The organism is Desertivirga arenae (assembly GCF_017355785.1).
In the GTDB taxonomy this organism is placed as follows: domain Bacteria; phylum Bacteroidota; class Bacteroidia; order Sphingobacteriales; family Sphingobacteriaceae; genus Desertivirga; species Desertivirga arenae.
This window is the reverse complement of the sequence record NZ_JAFEWE010000001.1, coordinates 776,406-798,296: the sequence shown is the minus strand read 5'-3', so window position 1 is coordinate 798,296 and position 21,891 is coordinate 776,406. Positions and strand designations below refer to the sequence as shown.

15 protein-coding genes are annotated in these 21,891 nt (G+C 38.9%); 10 read left to right on the top strand and 5 right to left on the bottom strand.

From position 1 onward, the window contains the following. The first annotated feature begins 3 nt into the window (after positions 1-3). On the top strand, positions 4-1,032 hold the full coding sequence (locus tag J4N24_RS03090) for a polysaccharide deacetylase family protein (protein WP_207532161.1): 1,029 nt from the start codon (positions 4-6) through the stop codon (positions 1,030-1,032). Positions 1,033-1,052: 20 nt separating this feature from the next. Here the strand turns inward: J4N24_RS03090 and porU2 are convergent, their stop codons facing one another. From porU2 to J4N24_RS03070, 4 genes are all read right to left on the bottom strand, one after another. Continuing rightward, positions 1,053-5,933 carry a putative type IX secretion system sortase PorU2 gene (gene porU2, locus J4N24_RS03085; protein WP_207532160.1) on the bottom strand — a complete coding sequence of 1,627 codons (4,881 nt, stop codon included), beginning with the start codon at positions 5,931-5,933 and terminating at the stop codon, positions 1,053-1,055. Between the two features lie 107 nt (positions 5,934-6,040). Beyond that, the gene (locus J4N24_RS03080; protein ID WP_207532159.1) at positions 6,041-6,892 is read right to left on the bottom strand and encodes a hypothetical protein; all 852 of its coding nucleotides are present in this window, start codon (positions 6,890-6,892) and stop codon (positions 6,041-6,043) included. A gap of 97 nt (positions 6,893-6,989) precedes the next feature. Continuing rightward, positions 6,990-8,420 carry a flippase gene (locus tag J4N24_RS03075; protein ID WP_207532158.1) on the bottom strand — a complete coding sequence of 477 codons (1,431 nt, stop codon included), beginning with the start codon at positions 8,418-8,420 and terminating at the stop codon, positions 6,990-6,992. 2 nt (positions 8,421-8,422) lie between these two features. Further along, positions 8,423-9,658 carry a protoporphyrinogen/coproporphyrinogen oxidase gene (locus tag J4N24_RS03070; RefSeq protein WP_207532157.1) on the bottom strand — a complete coding sequence of 412 codons (1,236 nt, stop codon included), beginning with the start codon at positions 9,656-9,658 and terminating at the stop codon, positions 8,423-8,425. A 146-nt stretch (positions 9,659-9,804) separates the two neighbouring features. On the opposite strand from J4N24_RS03070, the gene J4N24_RS03065 reads away from it, so the two are divergent. The 9 genes from J4N24_RS03065 to J4N24_RS03025 all read left to right on the top strand — a co-directional run bounded on the left by J4N24_RS03065 (position 9,805) and on the right by J4N24_RS03025 (position 20,168). Continuing rightward, positions 9,805-10,692, top strand: a complete 888-nt coding sequence (locus J4N24_RS03065) for a beta-1,6-N-acetylglucosaminyltransferase (protein ID WP_207532156.1) — start codon at positions 9,805-9,807, stop codon at positions 10,690-10,692. Between the two features lie 131 nt (positions 10,693-10,823). Beyond that, positions 10,824-14,348 (top strand): PKD domain-containing protein, encoded by a 3,525-nt coding sequence (locus J4N24_RS03060; protein WP_207532155.1) that lies wholly within the window; start codon positions 10,824-10,826, stop codon positions 14,346-14,348. 104 nt (positions 14,349-14,452) lie between these two features. Next, positions 14,453-15,154 carry an HAD family hydrolase gene (locus tag J4N24_RS03055; protein WP_207532154.1) on the top strand — a complete coding sequence of 234 codons (702 nt, stop codon included), beginning with the start codon at positions 14,453-14,455 and terminating at the stop codon, positions 15,152-15,154. After that, positions 15,151-15,996, top strand: a complete 846-nt coding sequence (locus J4N24_RS03050) for a phosphoribosyltransferase family protein (protein ID WP_207532153.1) — start codon at positions 15,151-15,153, stop codon at positions 15,994-15,996. The genes J4N24_RS03055 and J4N24_RS03050 overlap by 4 nt, the downstream gene beginning before the upstream one ends. Then, positions 15,986-16,540 (top strand): TerD family protein, encoded by a 555-nt coding sequence (locus J4N24_RS03045; protein WP_207532152.1) that lies wholly within the window; start codon positions 15,986-15,988, stop codon positions 16,538-16,540. Before J4N24_RS03050 ends, J4N24_RS03045 begins: the two co-directional genes overlap by 11 nt. A gap of 14 nt (positions 16,541-16,554) precedes the next feature. Continuing rightward, positions 16,555-17,169 carry a TerD family protein gene (locus J4N24_RS03040; RefSeq protein WP_207532151.1) on the top strand — a complete coding sequence of 205 codons (615 nt, stop codon included), beginning with the start codon at positions 16,555-16,557 and terminating at the stop codon, positions 17,167-17,169. 73 nt (positions 17,170-17,242) lie between these two features. Then, complete coding sequence (locus J4N24_RS03035) at positions 17,243-18,340, top strand: toxic anion resistance protein (protein ID WP_207532150.1); 1,098 nt, start codon at positions 17,243-17,245, stop codon at positions 18,338-18,340. Between the two features lie 10 nt (positions 18,341-18,350). Beyond that, positions 18,351-19,313, top strand: coding sequence for a hypothetical protein (locus tag J4N24_RS03030; protein WP_207532149.1), 963 nt, complete (start codon positions 18,351-18,353; stop codon positions 19,311-19,313). Positions 19,314-19,334: 21 nt separating this feature from the next. Then, complete coding sequence (locus J4N24_RS03025) at positions 19,335-20,168, top strand: TerC family protein (RefSeq protein ID WP_207532148.1); 834 nt, start codon at positions 19,335-19,337, stop codon at positions 20,166-20,168. Between the two features lie 102 nt (positions 20,169-20,270). Here the strand turns inward: J4N24_RS03025 and J4N24_RS03020 are convergent, their stop codons facing one another. Then, positions 20,271-21,842: a S41 family peptidase gene (locus J4N24_RS03020; protein ID WP_207532147.1), complete on the bottom strand. Its 1,572-nt coding sequence runs from the start codon at positions 21,840-21,842 to the stop codon at positions 20,271-20,273. Positions 21,843-21,891: the final 49 nt, after the last annotated feature.

Genomic DNA, 21,891 nt, shown 5'->3' with positions numbered 1-21,891 from the left:
TAGATGAGAAGGCTTTTAGATGTGATTTTTCCTTTAAGTCAAGTCTTACCACTTGGAGGTCTAATTAATCTCTCAAGGCGGAGAGCTATTCTTCCTTTTTACCATACAATTTCTGACGTGGAACTGATTCATATCAAACACTTATATAAAGTGAAAAAGGTGATTGAATTTGAAAAGGACCTGGATTTTCTGTTGAAGTATTATAAGCCTATTGGAGTGGAGGAGCTTCGACAGTTTAATTATGAATTGCGAAACCTTAAGGGTAATAACTTTCTGCTTACGTTTGATGATGGCCTGAAGGAGTTCAAGGAAATTATAGCACCTATTTTACAGAAAAAAGGGGTGCCTGCAATTTGCTTTTTAAATCCGGCTTTTATTGGAAACGAAGCAATGTTTTACCGACATAAGGTAAGCCTTCTTATTGAACGATTAAACAATCTGAAGGAACAGGGCGGTATACCCGTCTTAGTCTATGACTGGTTCTCTGAGCAACAGATACCATTTGGTAAAGATTTTCTCTCTCTTAAAAAAATAAGGTATTCCGATCAATACAAATTGGATGAGATAGCAGCCTTGCTTGGAGTTGATTTTGAGAAATATTTGAATATCAATCAACCTTATCTTGATTGGGACGAGATAAGATCATTAGAAAAACAAGGCTTCCATTTTGGGGCTCATAGTATAGACCATCCTCCTTTTGCAGAACTATCAGGCGCAGAACAACTTCGGCAATTTGAAGAAAGTCTCGATACAGTTAAGCGATGGCTGAATCTAGATTATAATTTGTTTGCTTTTCCGTTTTCAGACAGGGGTATTCCGGTAACTTTTCTTCAAAGGGTTTTATATCAAAATTCTCCCATAGCAGACCTAACCTTCGGAACCGCAGGTTTGAAGTTAAGCGTATTCGACCGGCATCTGCAAAGAATAGCTATGGAGCAAGGCAAAAGGTTTGCTGCTGCAATTCTTAAAGATGAATATCTCCGTTGTATAATTCGTGCTATTCTCGGCATGAACAGAACTAGGCATAAATAAGCTGTTTATATAATAAAACGTTACCTCATTAAATAGATCTTTCCAAAGTTCTGCTTGAACATACCATCCGCGGCAGTAGTTCTATGCTTTATTCCTGATTTATCATTATTTTCAACATAAACCCTGTAAAAGTATACTCCATTTGCCAACCGGTCACCAAACTGATCTGTACCATCCCATCTAAAGTTCGAAATATTATTACCTATTCTCAGATCCCCAAGTTCTTCCTTTAAAACTTCCCTAACGATTTTTCCCGTTGCGGTCATTATTTGCACTTTAATCTTATCTGGTACTTGTTGCCCGGTTATTTTAAATACAAATTGCATAGAAGTTGTAAATGGGTTTGGGTAAGGTAGAAAATGGGTGATAGATGCTTCATTGATCACTTCAAAGGATACCTCGTAATTGTTAGTACTGCTAAAGTTTCCTGACTTATCCTTGCTTCTAACATTTAAAGTGTATTGCCCATCAATAAGTTGGTCTGGCACGAATAGGAAGGTCGCTTTGTTATTGTCAGTTGTTCCGGGACTTTGAAGAGTTATTTTGTTTGAGCTAAATGCTACTCTTTTTAGGTCACCAACGGCATTATTTTTTAAATAAAGCTCTACAGAGGTTGTGTCGTTAAGGAGTAGGAACTTGTTTTCGTCCCTTAATAAAATTGAAATCTGGGGCTTTGGGGAGACAGTTTCTCCATTGACGATTCGTTGCCCGTCAAATAATACATCTACCAGAGGTCCCTTTTTGTCGGGCTGAACATAAAAGAAATAATTGACCTGATTATTAAAGGTAAGAGGATCTTTCGAATTCTTTGGAACCACTGAAATTTGGAGAATGTTAGAGTCTGCCAGGGCTGTGGTTGGATATGAAAATGAAAGAGTAGTATTCGCTTTAGCATCTAAAGAGGCAAGAGTTGTAATGTTTCCTTTAATCTCTGTATTATCAGGCTTTATAATTTTATAGCTAGCAACTATTGAATCACTCTTACTATCGCCTAAATTGCTCAAACCTAGTTTTAGCTTCAATGTATCGCCTCTCGAAATTTCTTTATTGTAAAACTCATCAGCAATGTCTGTATTGATGGATATGTCCGGAAATGATTTATAAAGAACTTTCCATGAATTTAATTGAGCGGGTGTATAAAAAGTATTATCCTCCACATTGGCCTTAAGCGTAATGAATGGGTAAACTGATGCTTGTACATCTTTTAAATCGACAGATCCAAGGCCTCCGCTTACTGTACCCTGATATAAAGTTGCCTCAGAACCATCTTCCCTGATTCCAGTAATACTATAGTTAACAACATCTCCCTTGTCTACCTTAAAGTTAAAGTCAGCCTGATTCCATTCCTGTGAAGGACCTATTTTCTCGGAATTGAAAAAGCCTGAGTTAAAAGGATATGGAAGGTTAAAATTGACCGTTATTGCCTGTTCCCTCGCCGGTGTTCCAAGACTGTAATCTGCAATAAATTCAGTCGCAGTACCTTTGCTCTTTATACCTGAAAATGCATAAGGCTCTCCTAAACCAACAGAGTTAAAAGCTGTTAGTCCTAAGGTTCCGAGTGCCGATTTTACAGTTGAAGGAAGTGTCTTAGGATCGAAATTTATTCCACTCATGCCAATAACAAAATACCCCTGAGGGATATTGTTGATATAGCGAATAAGCGAATCTTGTCCTGAGGAAAGACTTGTATTAAAGTAAAATTGACCTGTACCGTTAACACCATCATTCTTATAGTTAAGAGGACTGGGATAATTTAGAGGAGAATTTTGTTTCATCGGGTCCAGGGCGATTATAGTTAAGCCCTGAAATTCGGAAGTATTAAATGAAAATTTTCCCGCAGAGATACCTAGTCGTATTGCTCTTTCTGTGGATGTTGGAGCCAGGTCTCCTCGAGTTCTTACTAAAACAGGATAAGTGGTGTTTGTAAACTTAAAAGCCTTTTTGTCGTCAGAGAAAGTAAGCCTTTCGCTAAAAGTAATATTCTCGAATTGCTGATAATGCCCCTGGTTCCAGCCCTCCCGGCTAGCGGGAATATAAGTAAATGAGCTCTGCTGCCAGTGCCCACCTTTCTGCTCGTCTACATTAATTTTTGCTCTCCAATAGTATACTTTTCCAGCTTCCCAGATTATACCCGGCTGCCATCTTGCCAAAAGTCCCGAACTGATTATATCAGAAGTTTTCTTCCAGGCACTGGTAAACGTATTAACGGTATCAATTTCAAAAAGGTATTCAGAAGATTTTACGTATGGATTGTTTTGTTCTGCTACTAAAGTTGTAGGTGAAGATCCAACAATACTATAAGCTGCAGGAGAAACAAGGGTTATTCCCATTGATGGAAGGAAGTAATTATAAGTATAGGTATTATTGCTCTCGTTTAATTCATCAATGGTGTTGCCCGGATCTAAACTTACTACCAAAACATTATTTCCACTGGCATTAACAATATCATTATTTAGAAGGTATGTCAAGGTATCTGTGTTATAAACAGATGAATAGGTTTGAACAGGGTAATTGATGACCCTTTTATCATCTAAGATTCTTTTTACAGAAACTGAAATATTAGAATTAATCGCCTTTCCAGGATTTCTAATCACTATGTTAAGCCTCAGCTCTTTACTGTTTGCGGTAATATTTTTATCACTAAAGAATACGTCGCCTTGTTTAATCTCGAAATCTGGCTTTGATGGAGTGTAAAACGTTACAGTTGGATCACCCAGGTAGATATATTGCCTGGTATGTGCTTGTTGCAAATTTTTGTCGGGATTCTGATAGTCGCGGGTAGTATAGAGTAAATTCATTGCTACCGAAGCTCCGTAGTGGGTTTTGAAAGAATGATCATAGAATTTTTTGCTGAAGGAGTAGAGGTAGCTCGCTACACCTTCGCTGCTTGTACCAATCCATCCAATTGCTCCTCGATTTTTCTGCAGGATATATGATTCTCCAAGTGAACCAGAAGTAAAGGCGTTTCCCGTACTGCAGCCATTAATCAGAAAGAATAAAAGCCGATCCTGACTGTAATAGGAGGGAGTACCCAATGAAACCTCTGTTGCGCCGGTGCTTCCATGGCCAAGGAAGGATAGAAATCCAGCTCCATTGCTAATACTCTTTACAATTTTATCAGACAAATTATCGGTAACTGCATCCGTAACCTGTTTGTTGTAATTAATTATGTGGCTACCAAGGAATTCCCTACGGGCCAGGTTGGCAAGGTCATTCAAATAACTGGTAAAAAGACTATTTTCATTAATATCACGTCCTCCTGTTACATGGATAAAATTCTTTCTGTATAAAGAGTCTGGTAAGACGTCATACGCTTTAAGCTTATTCAGGTAATCAATTACTTCCTCGTTTGTTTTAGCTGGAATCCTGCCAGTTGCTAATGCCGGGGCTAAAGTATTATCGAGAATTTGAGAGGAGAACGCCATGTCTGAGGCTGGGTAACCCATGGTAGGAACGAGGTCTTGGGCAAGAAGAGATCGAGGTGTTTCATATCCTTTGCCTAGCAGCAGTAAATACTGAGGCTTTATTTTTGCCGAACTGAGAATATATCTTAAATAATTTCTGATAGCCTGAGGATGGTGAAGACCATAGTAGAATTGGTCATAGATTTCATCGGTGAATACAATCACCGGCTTATTTCCTTTAGAGGTCTTATATCTTGAATATTCTTCGGCTGCATTTGAGAGAGACCTGTGCGTAACAATTATTAGATCTGCATTAAAGCTGTTTCCATCAATTAAATTGAAATATACCTTTTCCACTAAAGCTGTTTTTGCTGCGGAAGTAGTTGTAACAAACAAAGTGTTTGTTCCCGGATTACTAATAATAAAGTCGGTGTGACCGTTACTGTTTGTGCCGGCATACGCCCTTGCATTTGTCGTGTCTAAAATTAAAGGTTCAGTCCAGTCACTGTTTGTAAACCTCAGGAGATTTGTTGCTGAGCTTGCACTTAATTTGAATGAAAGAGAGGACAACCCAGCTGCATTGAGAGATCTGGGATAAGTGATGCGGGCATACGAAAGTGCTTGATAATCAGTGGTGGCATTCAGATCATTAATTGAACTAAAAGTAAGCGAGGTGATATCGTTGATATCAGAGTGATCTATCTGCAGTTTTGTCCGGATCGTGGAATAGCCATTAAAAAGGGTGTCCTTTATAGTTTTAGATCCGATGGAAACCCTTAAATGATGATTTGATGCTGAAGTTGAAAGCGCATTGGATCTACCTGCGATGTAAAATTCTACATAGCTATTGAACCCATTTGTTGTAATCCGGTTAGGCGTTGCGAGAGCTTTGGTTTGACCTTCGCCTTTTCCAAAAACCGGTCCCATGTAGCCTTCTCCGTTGATGTACTCGGACAGAGACATTACATCCAATAGGTATTCACCAGGCTGGTACTGATCTATAAGATTGAGGGAAGAAGTATAAATGATAAATGGCTCGGGACTTGTTGATGCACCATCTACTACCGGGGTTTGATAACGCTTTCCTGCTTCATTCGCAATCGTTAAATAGTAGTTCGTCTCATCAGTAAAAAGACTTACCTCCGGGTTAGGCTGGAAAGATGCATTTTCGTAAAGCACCTCATCCAACTTTCCATCGTTGCGTTTGCCAAAAAATAAGATATAGTCACCATTGTCAAAACTTCCGTCAGACTGCCCAGAAACAATAAGAGGGATTTCTTTCCCCTGAAAGAATATTTTGAAGTTCCTCGGGTCGGGATTAGTTCCTAAAAAGTTTGCAGTTTGAAGTTGTGAGTAAGTAAGCTTATAAATACCATTTTCTGAAACACGAATTTTTAAATACGACTGATTCTTTTTGATCCACTCATTGCCATAAGGCTGCTGTGCAATGAGCTTTAGGGAAAATAGCAGGAATAGTAAAAGTAACTTGAATCTCATCGATCGAATTTAATAAATAGCTTCCTCGCTACTATTGGCAACATTAGGAAGATGACAAGAACTTTTACGTAAAATACGTAAAGAGGTTAATTGAAATTCTATAATATTCAAGTCCATTTGGATAGTTTGATAGGGTGTACGTAAAGCTTACCGCTTGGGAAATTTCTGTTCAAATAGTTTAACGATTTTCTGTACTTTATCTCACATTCCCTGATTCCTTCATTCCTCCAATAAGTTTCACCCTGAAGCCCAATCTCTCCTTCTGTAATAATATTAATAGCAGATAAGGCTAGTGCAGTTGGAATAGCGATTTCTACAAAGAGATGTAATGCCGCGAAAATTCCACAGTATAAAGCAAAAGTCTCCGAAATATTAGCCGGTATTATAAAAATATCAGAATAGGAGCCAACTAAAGGATATTTTAGTTTCGCCCCTGTTAAAATGTATTTAGAATTTTCAGAAAGTAATTTCAATCGTTCGATATTTAAAGATACATCTCTTTTATTTCTGATTACTTTGAATATATTTTTTCCAAAAAACATTCTTCTTGGCAGGAAGGGGGAGAAGTTGAACCCGTGTTTGTTCAAAAGTTCTACTGCTTTGTCGTAAGAAGGAAGTAACCCGTCTGTTTCAATTCCTGGTTGATCAATTTTAAAATTTATTGCACTGCGAAGGTGAGGCCACCAGGGCCCATGAGGCCGGAAGGGCCGTGATTCGGCAGAGTCGTTTAATGAGAAAATTCCTGGTATAAAAGAAGTGTTTTTGTCAACCTTAAAATACTCTTTATAATTGTTTTCGTTGATTTCAGGATTTAGATATAGATCATCGCTGATAAAAAAATAATGCTCAAAATTACGACCTTTTATAGCTTGCAAAGCAGTAGCTATGAAACCTTGAAAATAAAAGGAGTTCTCATAAACCGCAATTACATCCTCTCTATCCCCTTTATAAAAAGGCATAATAAACCAAATATGCCTAAAGCGTGATCTATAAAGTTTTAGAAGCCTATCAAGGTTTGCCTCGTAGTTATGGTTGAAAATTATTAATAAGGCAACACTATTCATCTCGCTTAGAGTTCTGGATTAGCTTAGTTAAAAATCTATTATTAAATATGCTGATCTGCAAGGTAAAAATGCTGATAATAAATGTGAGCGCTGAAAGAAAAAGAAGCAAAGAGCCTTTGCAAACGGTTTTTAGTAAGACGGATGAAATAAAAGTAAGGGTTAATGCTGATAGAAGGAGACCGATCAAATTGTAGTCAATCCGGAGTGGTATTAGTTTTCTGGCCGCCAGAAATATATAACAAACTACCACCATCTCTGCAGACACAGAGGCAATGGCCGCTCCATTATGCTTTATCAAAGGAATAAGGAGAAAATTTAATGCAAGACTGGTAATGAGGCCGAGTACTGTGGCTTTCAGAATTTGTTTTTCCTGGCCAGAGGGTATAAGATACTGGGTTCCCATTACGTTACAAAGTCCAATAATAAGAGGGATAGGCCCAAGTATCCTGAGGCAGGTAGAAGCATGTTCATACTTGTTCCCTGAAATAAAGCTGAGGATTTCAGATGGAAAAAGAAGACAGAAAAAGGCAAAGGGAGCAGTAAATAATAAAACAATGCTAAAGTTCTGGGTTATAATCTTCGTAATCTCGGCTTGATCTCCTTTTTTATGTAAATCAGCAATACGAGGGATGAAAACTACTCCCAGACTTGCCGTCACAGACCACACGATCCTCACTAATCTTAAAGGCACATTATAAAGGCTTATATTCACCGGACTAGTTAGAAGACCTAGAATAATAGTATCCAGCAATGTATAGACACTTACAGCAACGTTTATTGAGAAAAGAACTATTAAGGGTTTGAGGTGCCTTAAAGGGCTTAGACGCCCTGAGACTTTTTGATGATAATTTTTTAAGTACCTATATAAGTTTATCAGGGCGTTTAAAACACTTATAGCAACCGGAATAGAGTAATAGATAATATAATCATTCTGAGATTTAACCAAAAAAAGGATTGATAATACACTAATGCTTTTTAGAATTACCGTTCTCGTGGTAATGTAGGTGTATTGCTCAAACCCCTGGTAAAACCATTCCATAAGAAATGAAGTGGATATTATTGTTAGGCAAGATATTTTAACAAGATTTGACAGTCCCACGAGGCTCGGAACCCAGAGGGGAAGCGAAAGGAACACAAGGGAAAAAATAAGAGCGAGACCTGCCTGGATCATTATTAGTTCAAGAACTATTTTGGAGTATTGCCCAGGATTATTCCTGTTTTTAGCGATCTCCCGGACTCCATATGCAGGTATACCAAGACAGGAAAAGAGGATGAAATATTTTGTAAAGGCCTCTACGTAGAATACTTGACCAAGGCCATTGCTGGAAAGTAAACGGGTGGTATAGGGAAAAGTGATCAGTGGAAATACAATGTTGGATACGGTCAGAATAAAGTTACTAAGCATGCTTTTCCGTATACTCATTTCTAAAATCCCTTCTTTAATTTCATGGCCAGGTTCATACTTCTGTTTATACATTCATCCATGTTGAAGTAATCCCATTCCCCAAATCTCCCAAGAAGGTGAATGCCAAGCCGGGAGAAATAATCCTTTAGCCGTTTTGTAGCTTCTTTATATTCTTTATCAAACACAACATAAGCGTGATTAGAAACATGGAAATCCAGTGGTTTTATCAGAAAGGGATCCTGTCCTCCGGCAATGCGCATCTCTTCATAAGTTCTTGTCCCAATTGATTCTGTAATGGTAATATTTTGCCTGGGGCTGAAATAATTACCAATATGAATGTAACGGTGTATGATAGAATGCTGATCAGGAATATAAGTCCAGGTCCTCTCAGTCTTTTCAGAAGTCCAAAGCATAGTCGTCACCTTATTGTATTTCAACTTCTTTGCAGTATCAATTATTACTTCGGGTGTGTTACTAATTAACGACGGTAATAAGTTCAGAGGTAAAGTACTTACCAGCAGATCATAAGCTTTTTCACCGTTTACCTGCCATTTATTGGTGTTTTTATCGTATTCAATTGACAATACCTGGTAATTATAAACGATTGGCAGCTTCTCGGCGAGCTTATCAATAAATGTATTTTGGTTATTAGTTTTCGGATAGAGAAAGTAGCGATGGGTCATTTCATCTACCTCCCCCTTTCCTAAACTTCTAAAGAAAGATTCCCGATCAGGGATAGGTAACTTTCCCTCAACCCAATCAGGATTAATTTCGGAAGGTTCCATATTCCATATCTTTTTGTTATAAGGCAAAAAGTACAATTCTGATAAAGTATCACCGAATTTTTGCCTGAACCACTCCTCCAGATTTTTACTGTCGTTTGTCGTTTTTTTAGTACTGAAATCGGCTATTATTGAAGCGGCAAGGCCAGGATCATATCCGGCTATTTCCTTAACCGAATATTCAATGGGATAGGTAAGGTCTTTGCCATGGAGTTTTATTCCTGCATTTCGTTTGATAATATTCCACTCTTCCTGTTTTAATACATGTTCATAGACAAATTCCATAACAGAACGGTGCTTGGAATTGAAACAATGGCCTCCTACAGGATGATAAGTATATCCTGCAACAGAACGTGTTCTTGCAATTCCGCCAGCCTCAGATTTACTTTCCAGTATCTCAACGCTGAAATTTTCCTTAAGCAATCGGGCAATGCTTAATCCAGATATACCGCCCCCTAAAATACCCACTCTCATAGGCTGGATCGTTGTCTAATACAAAGTCTAAAAATGAAAATCAAATCAGGCCACTTATAGTTAAAATGGGTAGGAGCAAAAATAATTGGAACGAAAGGATTTCTGATATTACTTTGCATCGGCGGTTCGAGAACCCAAAATTACAAATGAAACAAGCCGTTGCCATACTTGCACACAAAAACTTTGAGCATCTAGTAAAAATAATAGAAAGTTTCGATCCTGATTACTCGTTCTATATTAATATAGATAATAAAAGTAACTATTCTGCAGAAAACATAAAACAGCTTCGGGCTCATCCCAGAGTGACCTATATATCTGAGTTCAAGATGAATTGGGGAAGCATTTTCATTGTTCAGAGTGTTCTGCAATTAATCGGTGAGATTTTAAAGGATAAAGATATTAAATATGCCCATTTAATGAGTGGACAGGATTTTCTGGTAAAGAGCAGCCGGCAACTTACCCTTTACCTGAAAGAGAACGAGGGAAAGCAATTTATGGAATACTTTAAGTTGCCTAATGAAGTCTGGTATGAGGGAGGATTGAACCGTCTCAAGTATTACTACCTATTTGATATTTTCAAAGCCAGAACCGGCATCCTAAGAAGGATCAATAATACACTTTTGTCTTTGCAAAAACTTCTAGGTATTGAGCGAACATTTAAACTTGCGTGTATTCCGATTTATGGCGGAAGAACCTGGTGGTCGTTGTCTTCAGACTGTCTGAGCTACCTGTACAATTATGCTAAGCAGAACCCTGATTTCGTGAAAAAATTCAGACATGTATTCTGTAGTGATGAACTTCTTCTTCCAACAATATTAATGAATTCGCATTTCGCGCCCCTGGTAGTAAACAATAGTTTGAGGTACATTTGCTGGGAAAGCAGAAATGGTAACTATCCTGCCAACCTCGATGAGAGCGACTGGCTTCCTATTCAAAGGACGAACTGCTTTTTTGCACGTAAGTTTGAGTATCCAGTTAGTCTTAAATTGCTTAAAATAATTGAAGAAAGAACTCGGGTTGATACCTCTATCTAGGTCTTTAGTAATTCTATTACCTTAGGTCAAAGGCAAATTTGTGTTAAAAATATTCTTAAACTATAAAATGCTGTAAATCAATTTTCAAATTCTGGTTTTTTTCTGATATTTAAGCAGAAACTGACCACTGGATGACTACAATCAAGCTTCTCATCAGAGCTTTGCTTTGCCTGTTTGTTTTTGTTCTACCTGCTGTTGCCACTGCTCAAAATACCTCTAATAAAGGGAAGGAGTTCTGGCTTGGCTATGGAATACACGTAAGTGTAAACAGGCAACAAATGGCGCTCTATATCACTTCCGACGTCAATACCAGTGGCAAGATAGAGGTGCCGGGTATTGGTTACTCTGACAGTTTCACTGTGACGGCTAACTCCATAACTATTGTAAATGTACCTCAGCAGGCATTCTTAAATGACGAAGGAGGATTTCAAAAAGGTATTCATGTTACAGCAGAACGGCCTATTGTTGTATATGGACATATTTACGACCAAAATGTCTCCGGCGCCTCACTGATCCTTCCGGTTTCAGCTCTGGGGAAAGAATATTATTCCATCAATTACAAGCAGGTTTCCAATGCAGATAAGGCTTATTCCTACTTTTTTATTGTTGCAACAGAGGATAATACAGAAGTGGATATTACCCCTTCCGCCGATACTAAAGGGGGGAGAAAAGCAGGGGAGACTTTTAGAGTTAACCTGTCTAAGGGCGAAGTTTACCAGGTATTAGGAGAGTTAACCGGAGATGAAGTGTTCGGTCCTCGAAGCATTAATTATTATGGCGCTGACTTAACCGGTTCAGTTATCCGGTCTGTCAGTACCGGCAATGGAAGTTGTAAGCGTATTGCAGTTTTTTCCGGAAGTGCAAAGATTGGTATAGGATGCCGGCCAGGCGCAGTTGGGAGTTCTGATAATCTATTTCAACAAGTGTATCCTACAGCTGCCTGGGGGAAAAACTTTATTACTGCGCCATTAGCCTCCAGGAATTACGATGTAATAAGGATTGTAAAAAGTAATCCTGCAGCAGTAGTTAAACTTAATGGAATTCTTATTAATCCCTCCGATTTTGTTAACAACTTCTATTATGATTTTAAGTCACAGCAGGTTAATGTTATAGAATCTGATCAGCCAATACAGGTTGCACAATATGCGGTTACCCAAAGCCAGAGTTATGATTGTGGAACTATACAGGAGCTATACGGCGACCCGGAGATGATCTATCTGAATCCGATAGAACAAAATATTGATGATATAACCGTCTATTCTCCCAGTGCTTATGCAATTCAGGCACACTTTATTAATGTGGTGATCAAAACCGAAGCTGCAGCTTCCTTCAAGATAGATGGTGTTTCTCAGCAGTACAACTTTCGTGTCGTGCCTGGAAACCCTTTGTACTCATATGCTCAATTGTCTATCCCAAATGGTGGTGTTCATCATTTGCAGGCTGAACAGGGTTTTAATGCTATAGCTTATGGATTTGGAAATGCAGAATCCTATGGATACTCGGCAGGCACAAACTTAAAAGGGATGAATGTGCTGGTTAAAGACAAAGCTTCCAATCAGCAGGTTACTTCCGGCTGTCTGGGGGCAGATCTTACTTTTCGCATTGATCTGGTATATCCTGTTAAACGTCTTGTTTGGGACTTTAAAAACGGAACTACTCCGTTGATAACTACTTATACTCAGCCTGATTCATCGTATACCTTAAATGGAAATATCTATTATGTGTATAAGGTTCCAAGTGAAATCTCATTTGCGGAAAGCAAGGATTACACTATTGAGGTTACTGCCGAAAAGCAGAACTCAGATGGATGCGGAGACGTAGAGCTAATACCGATCGACTTTTCAATCTATTCTCCCCCTGTTCCTGACTTTACCGTAGTACCAGGTTGCCAGGGAGCAGAAACAGCGTTCACAGATAATAGTGACAATAAAGGCCGGGAGTTGAAGAAATGGCACTGGGAGTTTGGAGATGGAACTACATCAGAAGAGCAAAACCCCCACCACGTATATATTGAAGGAGGTGAATATACCGTAACGCTCACTATTCGTAGTAATACTACGTGTGGCCCAATATCGGTGAATAAAACTATCAGGATTGACAAGAAGCCTGTTCCGGTTTTTAGCAATACTAATGCCTGTGTAGGAGAGAAAGTGGTTTTTACAGATGGATCAACATCTGTAGACGGGCAAATACTGAATTGGATTTGGGAAATGGGTAATGGTGATGTTTTGACTAAAGCGTCTCCGGCTGCTTTCGATTATACTTTTGCTTCCGTTGGCAATTATACAGTAAAGCTCTTAGTTACAACCGATCGCGGTTGCCAGGCCATTTTAGAGAAAAGCATAACTGTGCATCCAAAACCTGTTGTTGACTTCACTTTGCCTGAAGTATGTATTTCTGATGCTTATGCTGAATTCCTTGATGCTTCCACTATTTCAGATAATTCCCAAAGCCAGTTTCAGTATCATTGGGATTTCGGGGATGGAAGTATATCTACGCAGAAAAATGGAAGGCATCGCTATCAGGCAAGCGGTGTGTATACTGTCACTCTTACTGTTACCTCAGCTTTTGGCTGTTCGGAAGTGATCTCCAAACCCTGCACCGTAAATGGAGGAATTCCAATAGCCGCATTTTCCCTTCAAACAGCAGGAGCTCAGTGCAGCGATAAAGAAGTGACTTTTATTAACAATAGCCGGGTGAATTTCGGCTCTATTACACGTGTAGAGTGGTATTATGACCTTGACAACGAGCCCGAGCTGAAAGTAGTGGACGAAGAACCGGAGCCCGGCAAAGTGTATTTTCATAAATATCCAACCTTCTTTAACCCGGCGACAAAAACAGTCAGAGTAAAGCAGGTTGCGTATTCGGGTTCTGTATGTTTTAACGAAAAAATAGAAACGATCACATTAAACGGTATTGCCCAGGTAGATTTTGATTCTCCAACCGATATTTGCATGGAGGTGCCTTCGCTTCAAATAAACGCAAGCAATCCTTTTAACTATAGTGGAAGTGGCAGGTTTAGCGGAGACGGGATATCGGAGGGCGGTTTATTCAAACCAAGGGTTGCGGGGGAGGGACTTCATACCATCACTTATACCTTCCGTAATGCTAATGGCTGCGATGTATCGCTTAAGAAAGATATTATGGTGTGGGTTACACCGAGGGTAAATGCCGGAGATGATAAAACGATTGTAGCTTTCGGACAAACTCAGCTGCAAGCGGAAACAGATATTCCTGTTATCTCCTATAAATGGACTCCTGCAACAGGTTTAAGTCGAGATGATGTTTTTAATCCTATAGCCTCACCTGCCAGTAAAACGACTTATACCGTTACTGTCATAAGCGAAAAAGGGTGTACCTCGAGTGCAACTGTTTCTGTGGATGTGCTCGGAACTCCGTATATCCCGAACACTTTTACCCCGAATAATGATGGGGCCAACGACGTATGGGAGATCGAGCATCTCGAGAGCTTGCCTGGCTGTACCATTAAAGTCTTTAACCGGAATGGGCAGATAGTTTTTCAAACAATCGGGTATGCACATCCCTGGGATGGAAGATCTAATGGGCAGGCATTGCCTGAAGGAGCATATTATTATATTCTAGATCCACGCAATGGCAGGAAGAGCTTGTCTGGTAGTGTTATGTTATTACGGTAGCAACCGGTAAATAAAAAGTGTTGCCATATTTGATAATATCAATTTTGATCTTAGTTTTGATAGACATTAAAACTAAGGCACAGTAGCAACATACCTGATCTTTCATGAACCTTTATAAGCATTATTCCTTTGATCTATGGTTAACACTTATCCGGTCTAATCCTGAGTTCAAGAATAAAAGAGCAGCGTATTTCTATAAAAATTTCAATCATCTGAAAAAGACTGTTGAAGAGGTTATTTATATCTTTCGTCAGGTAGATCTGATGAGTAATGCAATCAATGAGAAGACGGGTAAGAATATTGATGCGGATGAAATGTATTTGATGGTCATCAGTCTTATTAATGAAAATACTTTACCCTTATCACAAGTAGATCTTCAGCAGGTTTTTAGGGATATGGAGGGTTTGCTATATGATTATCTGCCTTTTGTTTATTGCCATGAAACAATTCCTGTGCTTTCACATCTAAAAGAAAATTCCACTCATTCTTTAAGCATATTGAGTAACACAGGATTTATAAAAGGAAATACACTTCGGAAAGTCTTGAAAGAGCTGCAGCTAAGTGCTTTTTTCGATTTTCAACTATACTCTGATGAAGCAGGGCTTTCAAAACCAAGTAAGGAGTTCTTTGAAATGATGCTGACAAAGGTAGTGGAACGAAGAGGGAAAGAGCTAATTAATCCGGAGGAGATCATACATGTAGGGGATAACGTGATGGCTGATATAGAGGGAGCAAGAACCGTGGGAATAAATACTTTTTTAATAAATAGTAATGAGTTAAGAATTGCAGATTTAATAAAGAAATGAGAAAGACCTATTCCTTACACAAGATCAGTGATCCATCTGGTTTTGTGTTTAATCCGGATGAGTATAGCCGGTTTAAATTCGGCGACGGGGCGATTGCAAAGAAATTTGGAAACGCACTGGCAAAGGGATTTATAGAAAATGTACTAGAGGAGAATGTTGATCATAGGCAGATTGTGGTAATATCAAGTCCATATGCATTTATTCCAACTGCCACCTTCGCCATGAAAACTCAGTTTGTTTACGAGTTGAATTACTGGCTGGCAGAAAACCACTATCCGGTTGTGCAGGAAGCAAAAGTGCATCGTACCATAACATATAAGGAGGATTATGGTAACCTGGATGCCAAGCAAAGGCTCGCTTTAATAGAAAATGATTCATTTCATATCGACCGTTCATTCCTTGAAAACAAAGTTCTGATCTTTCTTGACGATATCAGGATAACAGGAAGTCATGAGCGGATGATCGATAGAATGATTAAAAGCAATAATCTGGATAATGACCTATATCTGGTATACTTTGCGGAACTAATCAATGAAGGAATCCATCCAACTATCGAAAATACTCTTAATTATCATTTTGTAAAATCTATCTTCGACCTTAGTACGATCGTAACTTCTGAAGACTTTAACATTAACACGAGGATTGTAAAGTATATCCTTAACAGCGATCGGGACAGTTTCTTAGTTTTTATTAAAGATCAAAGCGAAAGGTTTATAGAAAGCTTGTACAATATGGCGATCGGTAACGGTTACCACAGAATAGAAAACTATTCTGAAAACCTGAAATATATTAAACAGAACTTATTAATAAACAAAGCTAATTTAATAGTAAATGGCAATTAATCTTCAAAAAGGACAAAGGGAGGCATTAGATGCCCCCAAATTTATAGTAGGCTTAGGTTGGGATACTAACAGTTCATCAACAGGCGCAAGCTTTGATTTAGATGCATCGGTATTTATTCTGGGTGATAATAGGAAGCTATTATCAGATGAACACTTTGTATTTTATAACAATAAAAAGTCTCCTGATCAATCGGTGGAACATGCCGGAGATAATCTGACTGGAGAGGGCGCAGGAGACGATGAACAGATCAAAGTAGATCTTTCAAAAATCGATCCCCGTGCTGCTGAGGTGTGTTTGGTTGTTACTATTCACGAGGCAGAAAGCAGAAAGCAAAATTTCGGACAGGTAAGGAATTCCTATGTCAGGATTCTTGATGCTTCTACCAATGCTGAACTCTTAAAATATGAACTTGAGGAGGATTTCTCCATTGAAACTGCAGTAGAATTTGGAAGGATCTACAAACGCGATGGAAAATGGAAATTTGAGGCAGTGGGAGTTGGAATGAAAGGTGGTTTAGAGGATTATCTAAATAAGTACAACTAAAATTATCACAACTTATGGCTATTAATCTGCAAAAAGGTCAGCGCATCAACCTTGAAAAAGAAAATGGTGCAAAATTGCAAAATGTGTGCGTTGGAATTAATTGGGGGGCGATTGAAAAAAAAGGACTCTTCGGTTTTGGTAAATCGAAAGAAGCTGTCGATCTGGATGGAAGTTGTGCCTTATATTCGGAAGATAAGAGGCATCTTGATACCGTATATTACGGAAGTCTTCGCTCTAAGGATAGTGCAATTCAGCATAGTGGCGACGACTTAACCGGAGATATGAACGGTGATGACGGGCTCGACAACGAGGTTCTTACGCTGGATTTTTCCAGATTGAACCCTTCCGTATCTTATGTAGCGTTTGTACTTAATAGTTTTCGCGGACAGGATTTTGGTTCAATCCCTTTTGCATCAATTCGTATTTACGAGGGAACACCCAAGCGGGTTAATGAGGTATTCGCTAAATATGATATTGCTAATAATCCGGGTTTCTCTGGTCACACATCAATGGTAATGGGTGTATTCTATAAGAAGAATGGTGAATGGAAATTCAATGCTATAGGAGAACCAACCAGGGATCGCAAACTGGAAGAATCGATCAGTACAGTTCGTCAGAATTACTTATAGAAATAAACATCAGGACCGCCTGCAACTCTTTCGATGAAAGTAGATTGAGGATGGTCCTGTTAATAGAAAAAATATGGATACAATTCCAGGTAATACAGAGCAGCTTCCATCAAAAGCAATAGACAAGGATGGAAATGTTGATTTAACGGCTGTTAATCCACAGGACGCAGCAAAGTATGAGGGCCTAAGTAAAAGCCTTGAAAGCAAAGACGTAAATTCAATATTGAATTATGGCGCCGAGGTGCAAAATTCAATGGAGAGATATAGTAATGAATTCTTAACCTCTGTTCGTACCTACAATTCGGGCGAGGTTGGTGGATTGATCAATGACCTTCTGAGCGAGCTGAATTACATCGATGTAGATGAGTTAAACCAGGGCGGCTTTAAGCAATTGCTGTCTAAGATCCCCTTGCTGAATAAGTTGGTGTTCGATGCTAAGAAGCTTTTTCAGAAGTATGATACGGTGGTGAATAACATAGATAAGATCACCAATAAGATCAAGGCAGGACGTCTTAACGCAATTAAGGACAATAGTTCATTGCAAACCATGTTTGATAGTAATGTAACCTACATCAAACAGATGGAAGACCTGATTATAGCCGGTCAGCTTAAACATAAGGAGTTGAGTGAAAAGCTGGCTGAGATGGAAATGGCCCCTGCTAACTATAATGACTACGAAATCGCGGATCTGAGGGACTTTGTAGGTCGTCTTGATAAAAGGCTGGCAGATATGAAAGTAGTTCGTTTTATCATGCTACAATCCCTGGCACAGATCAGAGTGGTACAAAATAATAATACATCGATTGCAGAAAAAGCGCAATCAATTATTTCAACCACTATCCCCGTTTGGAAAAATCAGCTTACTATTGCAGTGGCGCTTCAAAGGCAGAAGGCTAATGTGGAAATGCAGAAGAAGATTTCAGATACCACGAATACCATTCTCCAGAAAAATGCAGAATTGCTGAAGCAGAACAGTATAGACGTGGCACGTGAAAACGAAAAAACAGTTGTATCGATTGACACGCTAAAACGTACAACACAATCGCTTATCGAAACTTTGAATGAGGTAAAACGCATCCATGACGAAGGTACACAGAACCGTAAGGTCCTGAATAACGAATTACAATCTTTAGAAACAGAACTTAAAAAGAACGTTACTAATATAAATTGATAGAGCCGGGATGGACGAGATACGGGCAGGCATTTTAGATGAATCGAATAAATATTTAACAAAGCTGCAACTGCATTCAGCATTTTTTAGCGATGAGATCATTTATAAGATTTATCTGAGAAGCCAGGTAATACATCAACTATTTGAAAGCAACCCCGAACTCGACATTAATAAGCTTGAACTATTTCATCTGCAGTATACTGCTACTGTAATTGAATTGCTCAAGAAGATAAAGAAGACCAACGAACGTAATGTGAGTTTGCTGTACGACGAGATACAGCTTAATGACGACCTTATCAACAAGCTGGATCATTCCGTTTTAACAGAAAGTAGTTTCAATCTTGAGAAACAGAGGCAGGCGGTAAAAATGAATACCTCCTTGCGGAGGCTTTACCAATTTTTATCTGAAGACTCAACGGAATATCCATTTTCAAGGAACATCAATTCATTTAATGCCCGGTATTCCCAGGACTTCTTTTTTGATATTTCTCCTGAGGCAATGTTTCGGGCGACAGAATACCAGCAAAACGAAGTTTACACGAATGCTTATGCAACGATACAACGTAAGCTAATGGGGCTTCTTTGTAAGTATGATTTCCGTACTGAGTTCTATTACGGACTGAAGGCCGGCGATTCGGTATTGGAGGTTTATAAGTTCCTGGATCAGGAAAGGTATTTCTTTTATTACCCTAACCGGACTTTGTTCCTGCTTTTCGATATAACCATGCTTGCAGATATTGATCTCACTTCCGGGCTATCGAAGAGGTCGAGGATCATTCACGAGCTAAAGGATAAAAACGACAAGCTTGAAAGCAGGGCTAACGTTTTAAAATCCAGTATACCCGCGGATATTAAAAATCTTCTCACCGAACACTATAAAAAAATTTCAGATATAGATTTCCTTCAAAATATTGCCAACTTTGACGTTCAGGCAAATATTTTAAAGACAATGCTGAACACAGACAGCATCTAAACACGAATAACAAATTAAAAAATGGACTTTTTACACACTCTTCTGGGGGACGATATTCAGGCAGGTTTATTGATTATCCTTAATCTGATCATTATTGAAAGCTTATTATCAGTTGATAATGCAGCGGTTCTAGCTACTATGGTGCTCGATCTGCCGAAAGATCAGCGCGAAAAGGCCCTGAAATATGGTATCATTGGTGCCTATGTATTCCGCGGACTTTGTTTGATGGTAGCCGGGTGGCTGGTAAAGGTCTGGTGGTTAAAGCCTCTGGGCGGACTGTATCTACTCTATCTTGCTTTTGATTACTTTAAGGGAAAAGCAAGCAATAAGGAAGAGGACGAAAACGTAGATAAAAATTCAAGCTGGATATATAAATCAACAGTTGGATTACTTGGTAACTTCTGGTCGACGGTAGCTTTAGTGGAAGTAATGGACCTTGCTTTTTCCATTGATAATGTCTTTGCAGCGGTTGCATTTACTGATCACATGTTCCTGATCTACACAGGGGTATTTATTGGAATATTAGCTATGCGTTTTGTTGCCCAGGGATTTGTGAAATTGATGGAGAAATATACTTTCCTTGAGGCTATTGCATTCATTGTAATAGGTGTGTTAGGATTGAAGCTGTCAGCTTCTGTTTATACCCATTTCGCAAAAGGCACTGCGTTTGCAGATTTTTTAGAAAGCGAGCACATGGATATGGCAGTTTCCATATTTACGGTAGCCATATTTGTTATTCCTGTATTAACATCTCAATTCTTTAATTTTCCTAAAAAGAACATTATTACTGCAGATGTATCTAATGCTGCGGAGCCCGTGCTGGAAGATCAGGATGATATTGTGGATAACAACTAAAGGAATATTTTAAAATGCAAAAAGCCGGAGGATTTGGGATCCTGCGGCTTTTAAACTTAACTAACTAACTTAACTTATAGGGTATGGTAAATAAAGGAAGGACTATTTTAGTTTGTGCCGGTTTTCCACCATTCCCGTGAAGGAATTTCCGGTAGGAATTACAACAGGCACCACCTCAGTTGAAGAAACCGTAGTTCCATTTTTAAGGCTCATTGTTGTATTTGCACTTATTGTAGTTCCGGTAGTTAAATAGGCAAGTGCTTTTGAAAGGCACACTTCGCTTTCATCACCGAAATCACGTGTTACGTCATCTGTTGCTGTTATATCTGCCGTCATGCCGCTAAAGTAATCTCCCTCGCCATTTGCGTTCCTGCTTTGGAAGTTCGACATGTATACAGTATATTTATCAATAGTTATCCCAAAAAAACCAACAGGTTTTCCATAAGTAGTTGATCCGATCAACTTCACTGTCAAATAAGGTTTCAGAGAGTTTATTGTGAGTTCGCTCGCTGAAGCAGTATTCCCGCTAACAATAAAGCATACTGTTTTTATATTGTCTAAAGAACCATTTTTACTAAACTTATAAGTGTTGCCGCTTATGCTATAATCCACGTCGGCATAAGTAACATACTTTCCATTTACCCCGGAAGTATAGGGCTGGATCTTGTCGTTAGAATCATACAGAGGCTGATATTTAAGGATTGAGGCATTGCCTTTTTGCATCATATCATTATAGTACTCAGTATACATCACTTTCCCGTTTAACGATGAGGGAGCGATGAGGTTGATCAAATGTTCTGCTGTAGCAACATAACCTCCTCCGTTATATCTCAGATCCACAACAAGATCAGTAACTCCTGCTGATGCAAAACCTGCAAATGCATTATTAAGTGCGCTTTCAGCATTAGATAAAGTAGAAAATCGCGAAAATACCAGATATCCAATCTTTTTGCTGCCCCTGGTTATTACTGTTGTTTTGATCACCGGGCTTGTAGTATAGGATGCTTGAGTGAGGCTTACAGTTCTGCTAGTTCCGTTTGTGGTTTGAACAACAAGGCTCATGGTAGATGAATTAAAAGCAGTATTTATATAGTTTACTTCAGTTTCTGAATCCGCGCGAGCTGTATGATTGTTGATAGTAACAATACGATCTCCTCTTTTCAGCCCGGCATTGGCAGCAGGGGAGGACGGATTAACGTATCTGATTCTTATATCAGTGGCAGTAACAGCCGAGAGCCCCATTCCAAAGTCTGTTCCTTTCCCGTCCAGCTCTACAGAGGAAAAAGCTGAAGGAACAAAAGATGTAGTTCCAGAATTACTATTATCATCTATGTAGGAATATTTCGGGCTGTTGGGTTCGTCTGCACTGTATTCGTAAGCTTTACCTGTAGAGCTATTGATCTTATATCGTGTAATATATAATAGCTCTTTCTCGAAAAAACTCAGATCTGTTCCTGAGCTTACATAAGAACGAGGGTTAAAGGCCTCATAGGAAGGAAGGCTCTCATTCCAAAGGTAAGTTTGTTTGGCATATAGGAATATAGAGTCTAAAGTGAGTTGTGTTCTGCTTGCCTCCACTATTTCCGGACTAGCACCTTTATCTTTTTTGCAGCTGATCAATGCAAAAGGCGCTAGTGCAAAAGCAAAAAATATTTTAAGCTTTATATTTCTCATTAAAACTTCCGTATCTCTTTCTGATTGCTAAGTTCTGGAGCAAAGATGA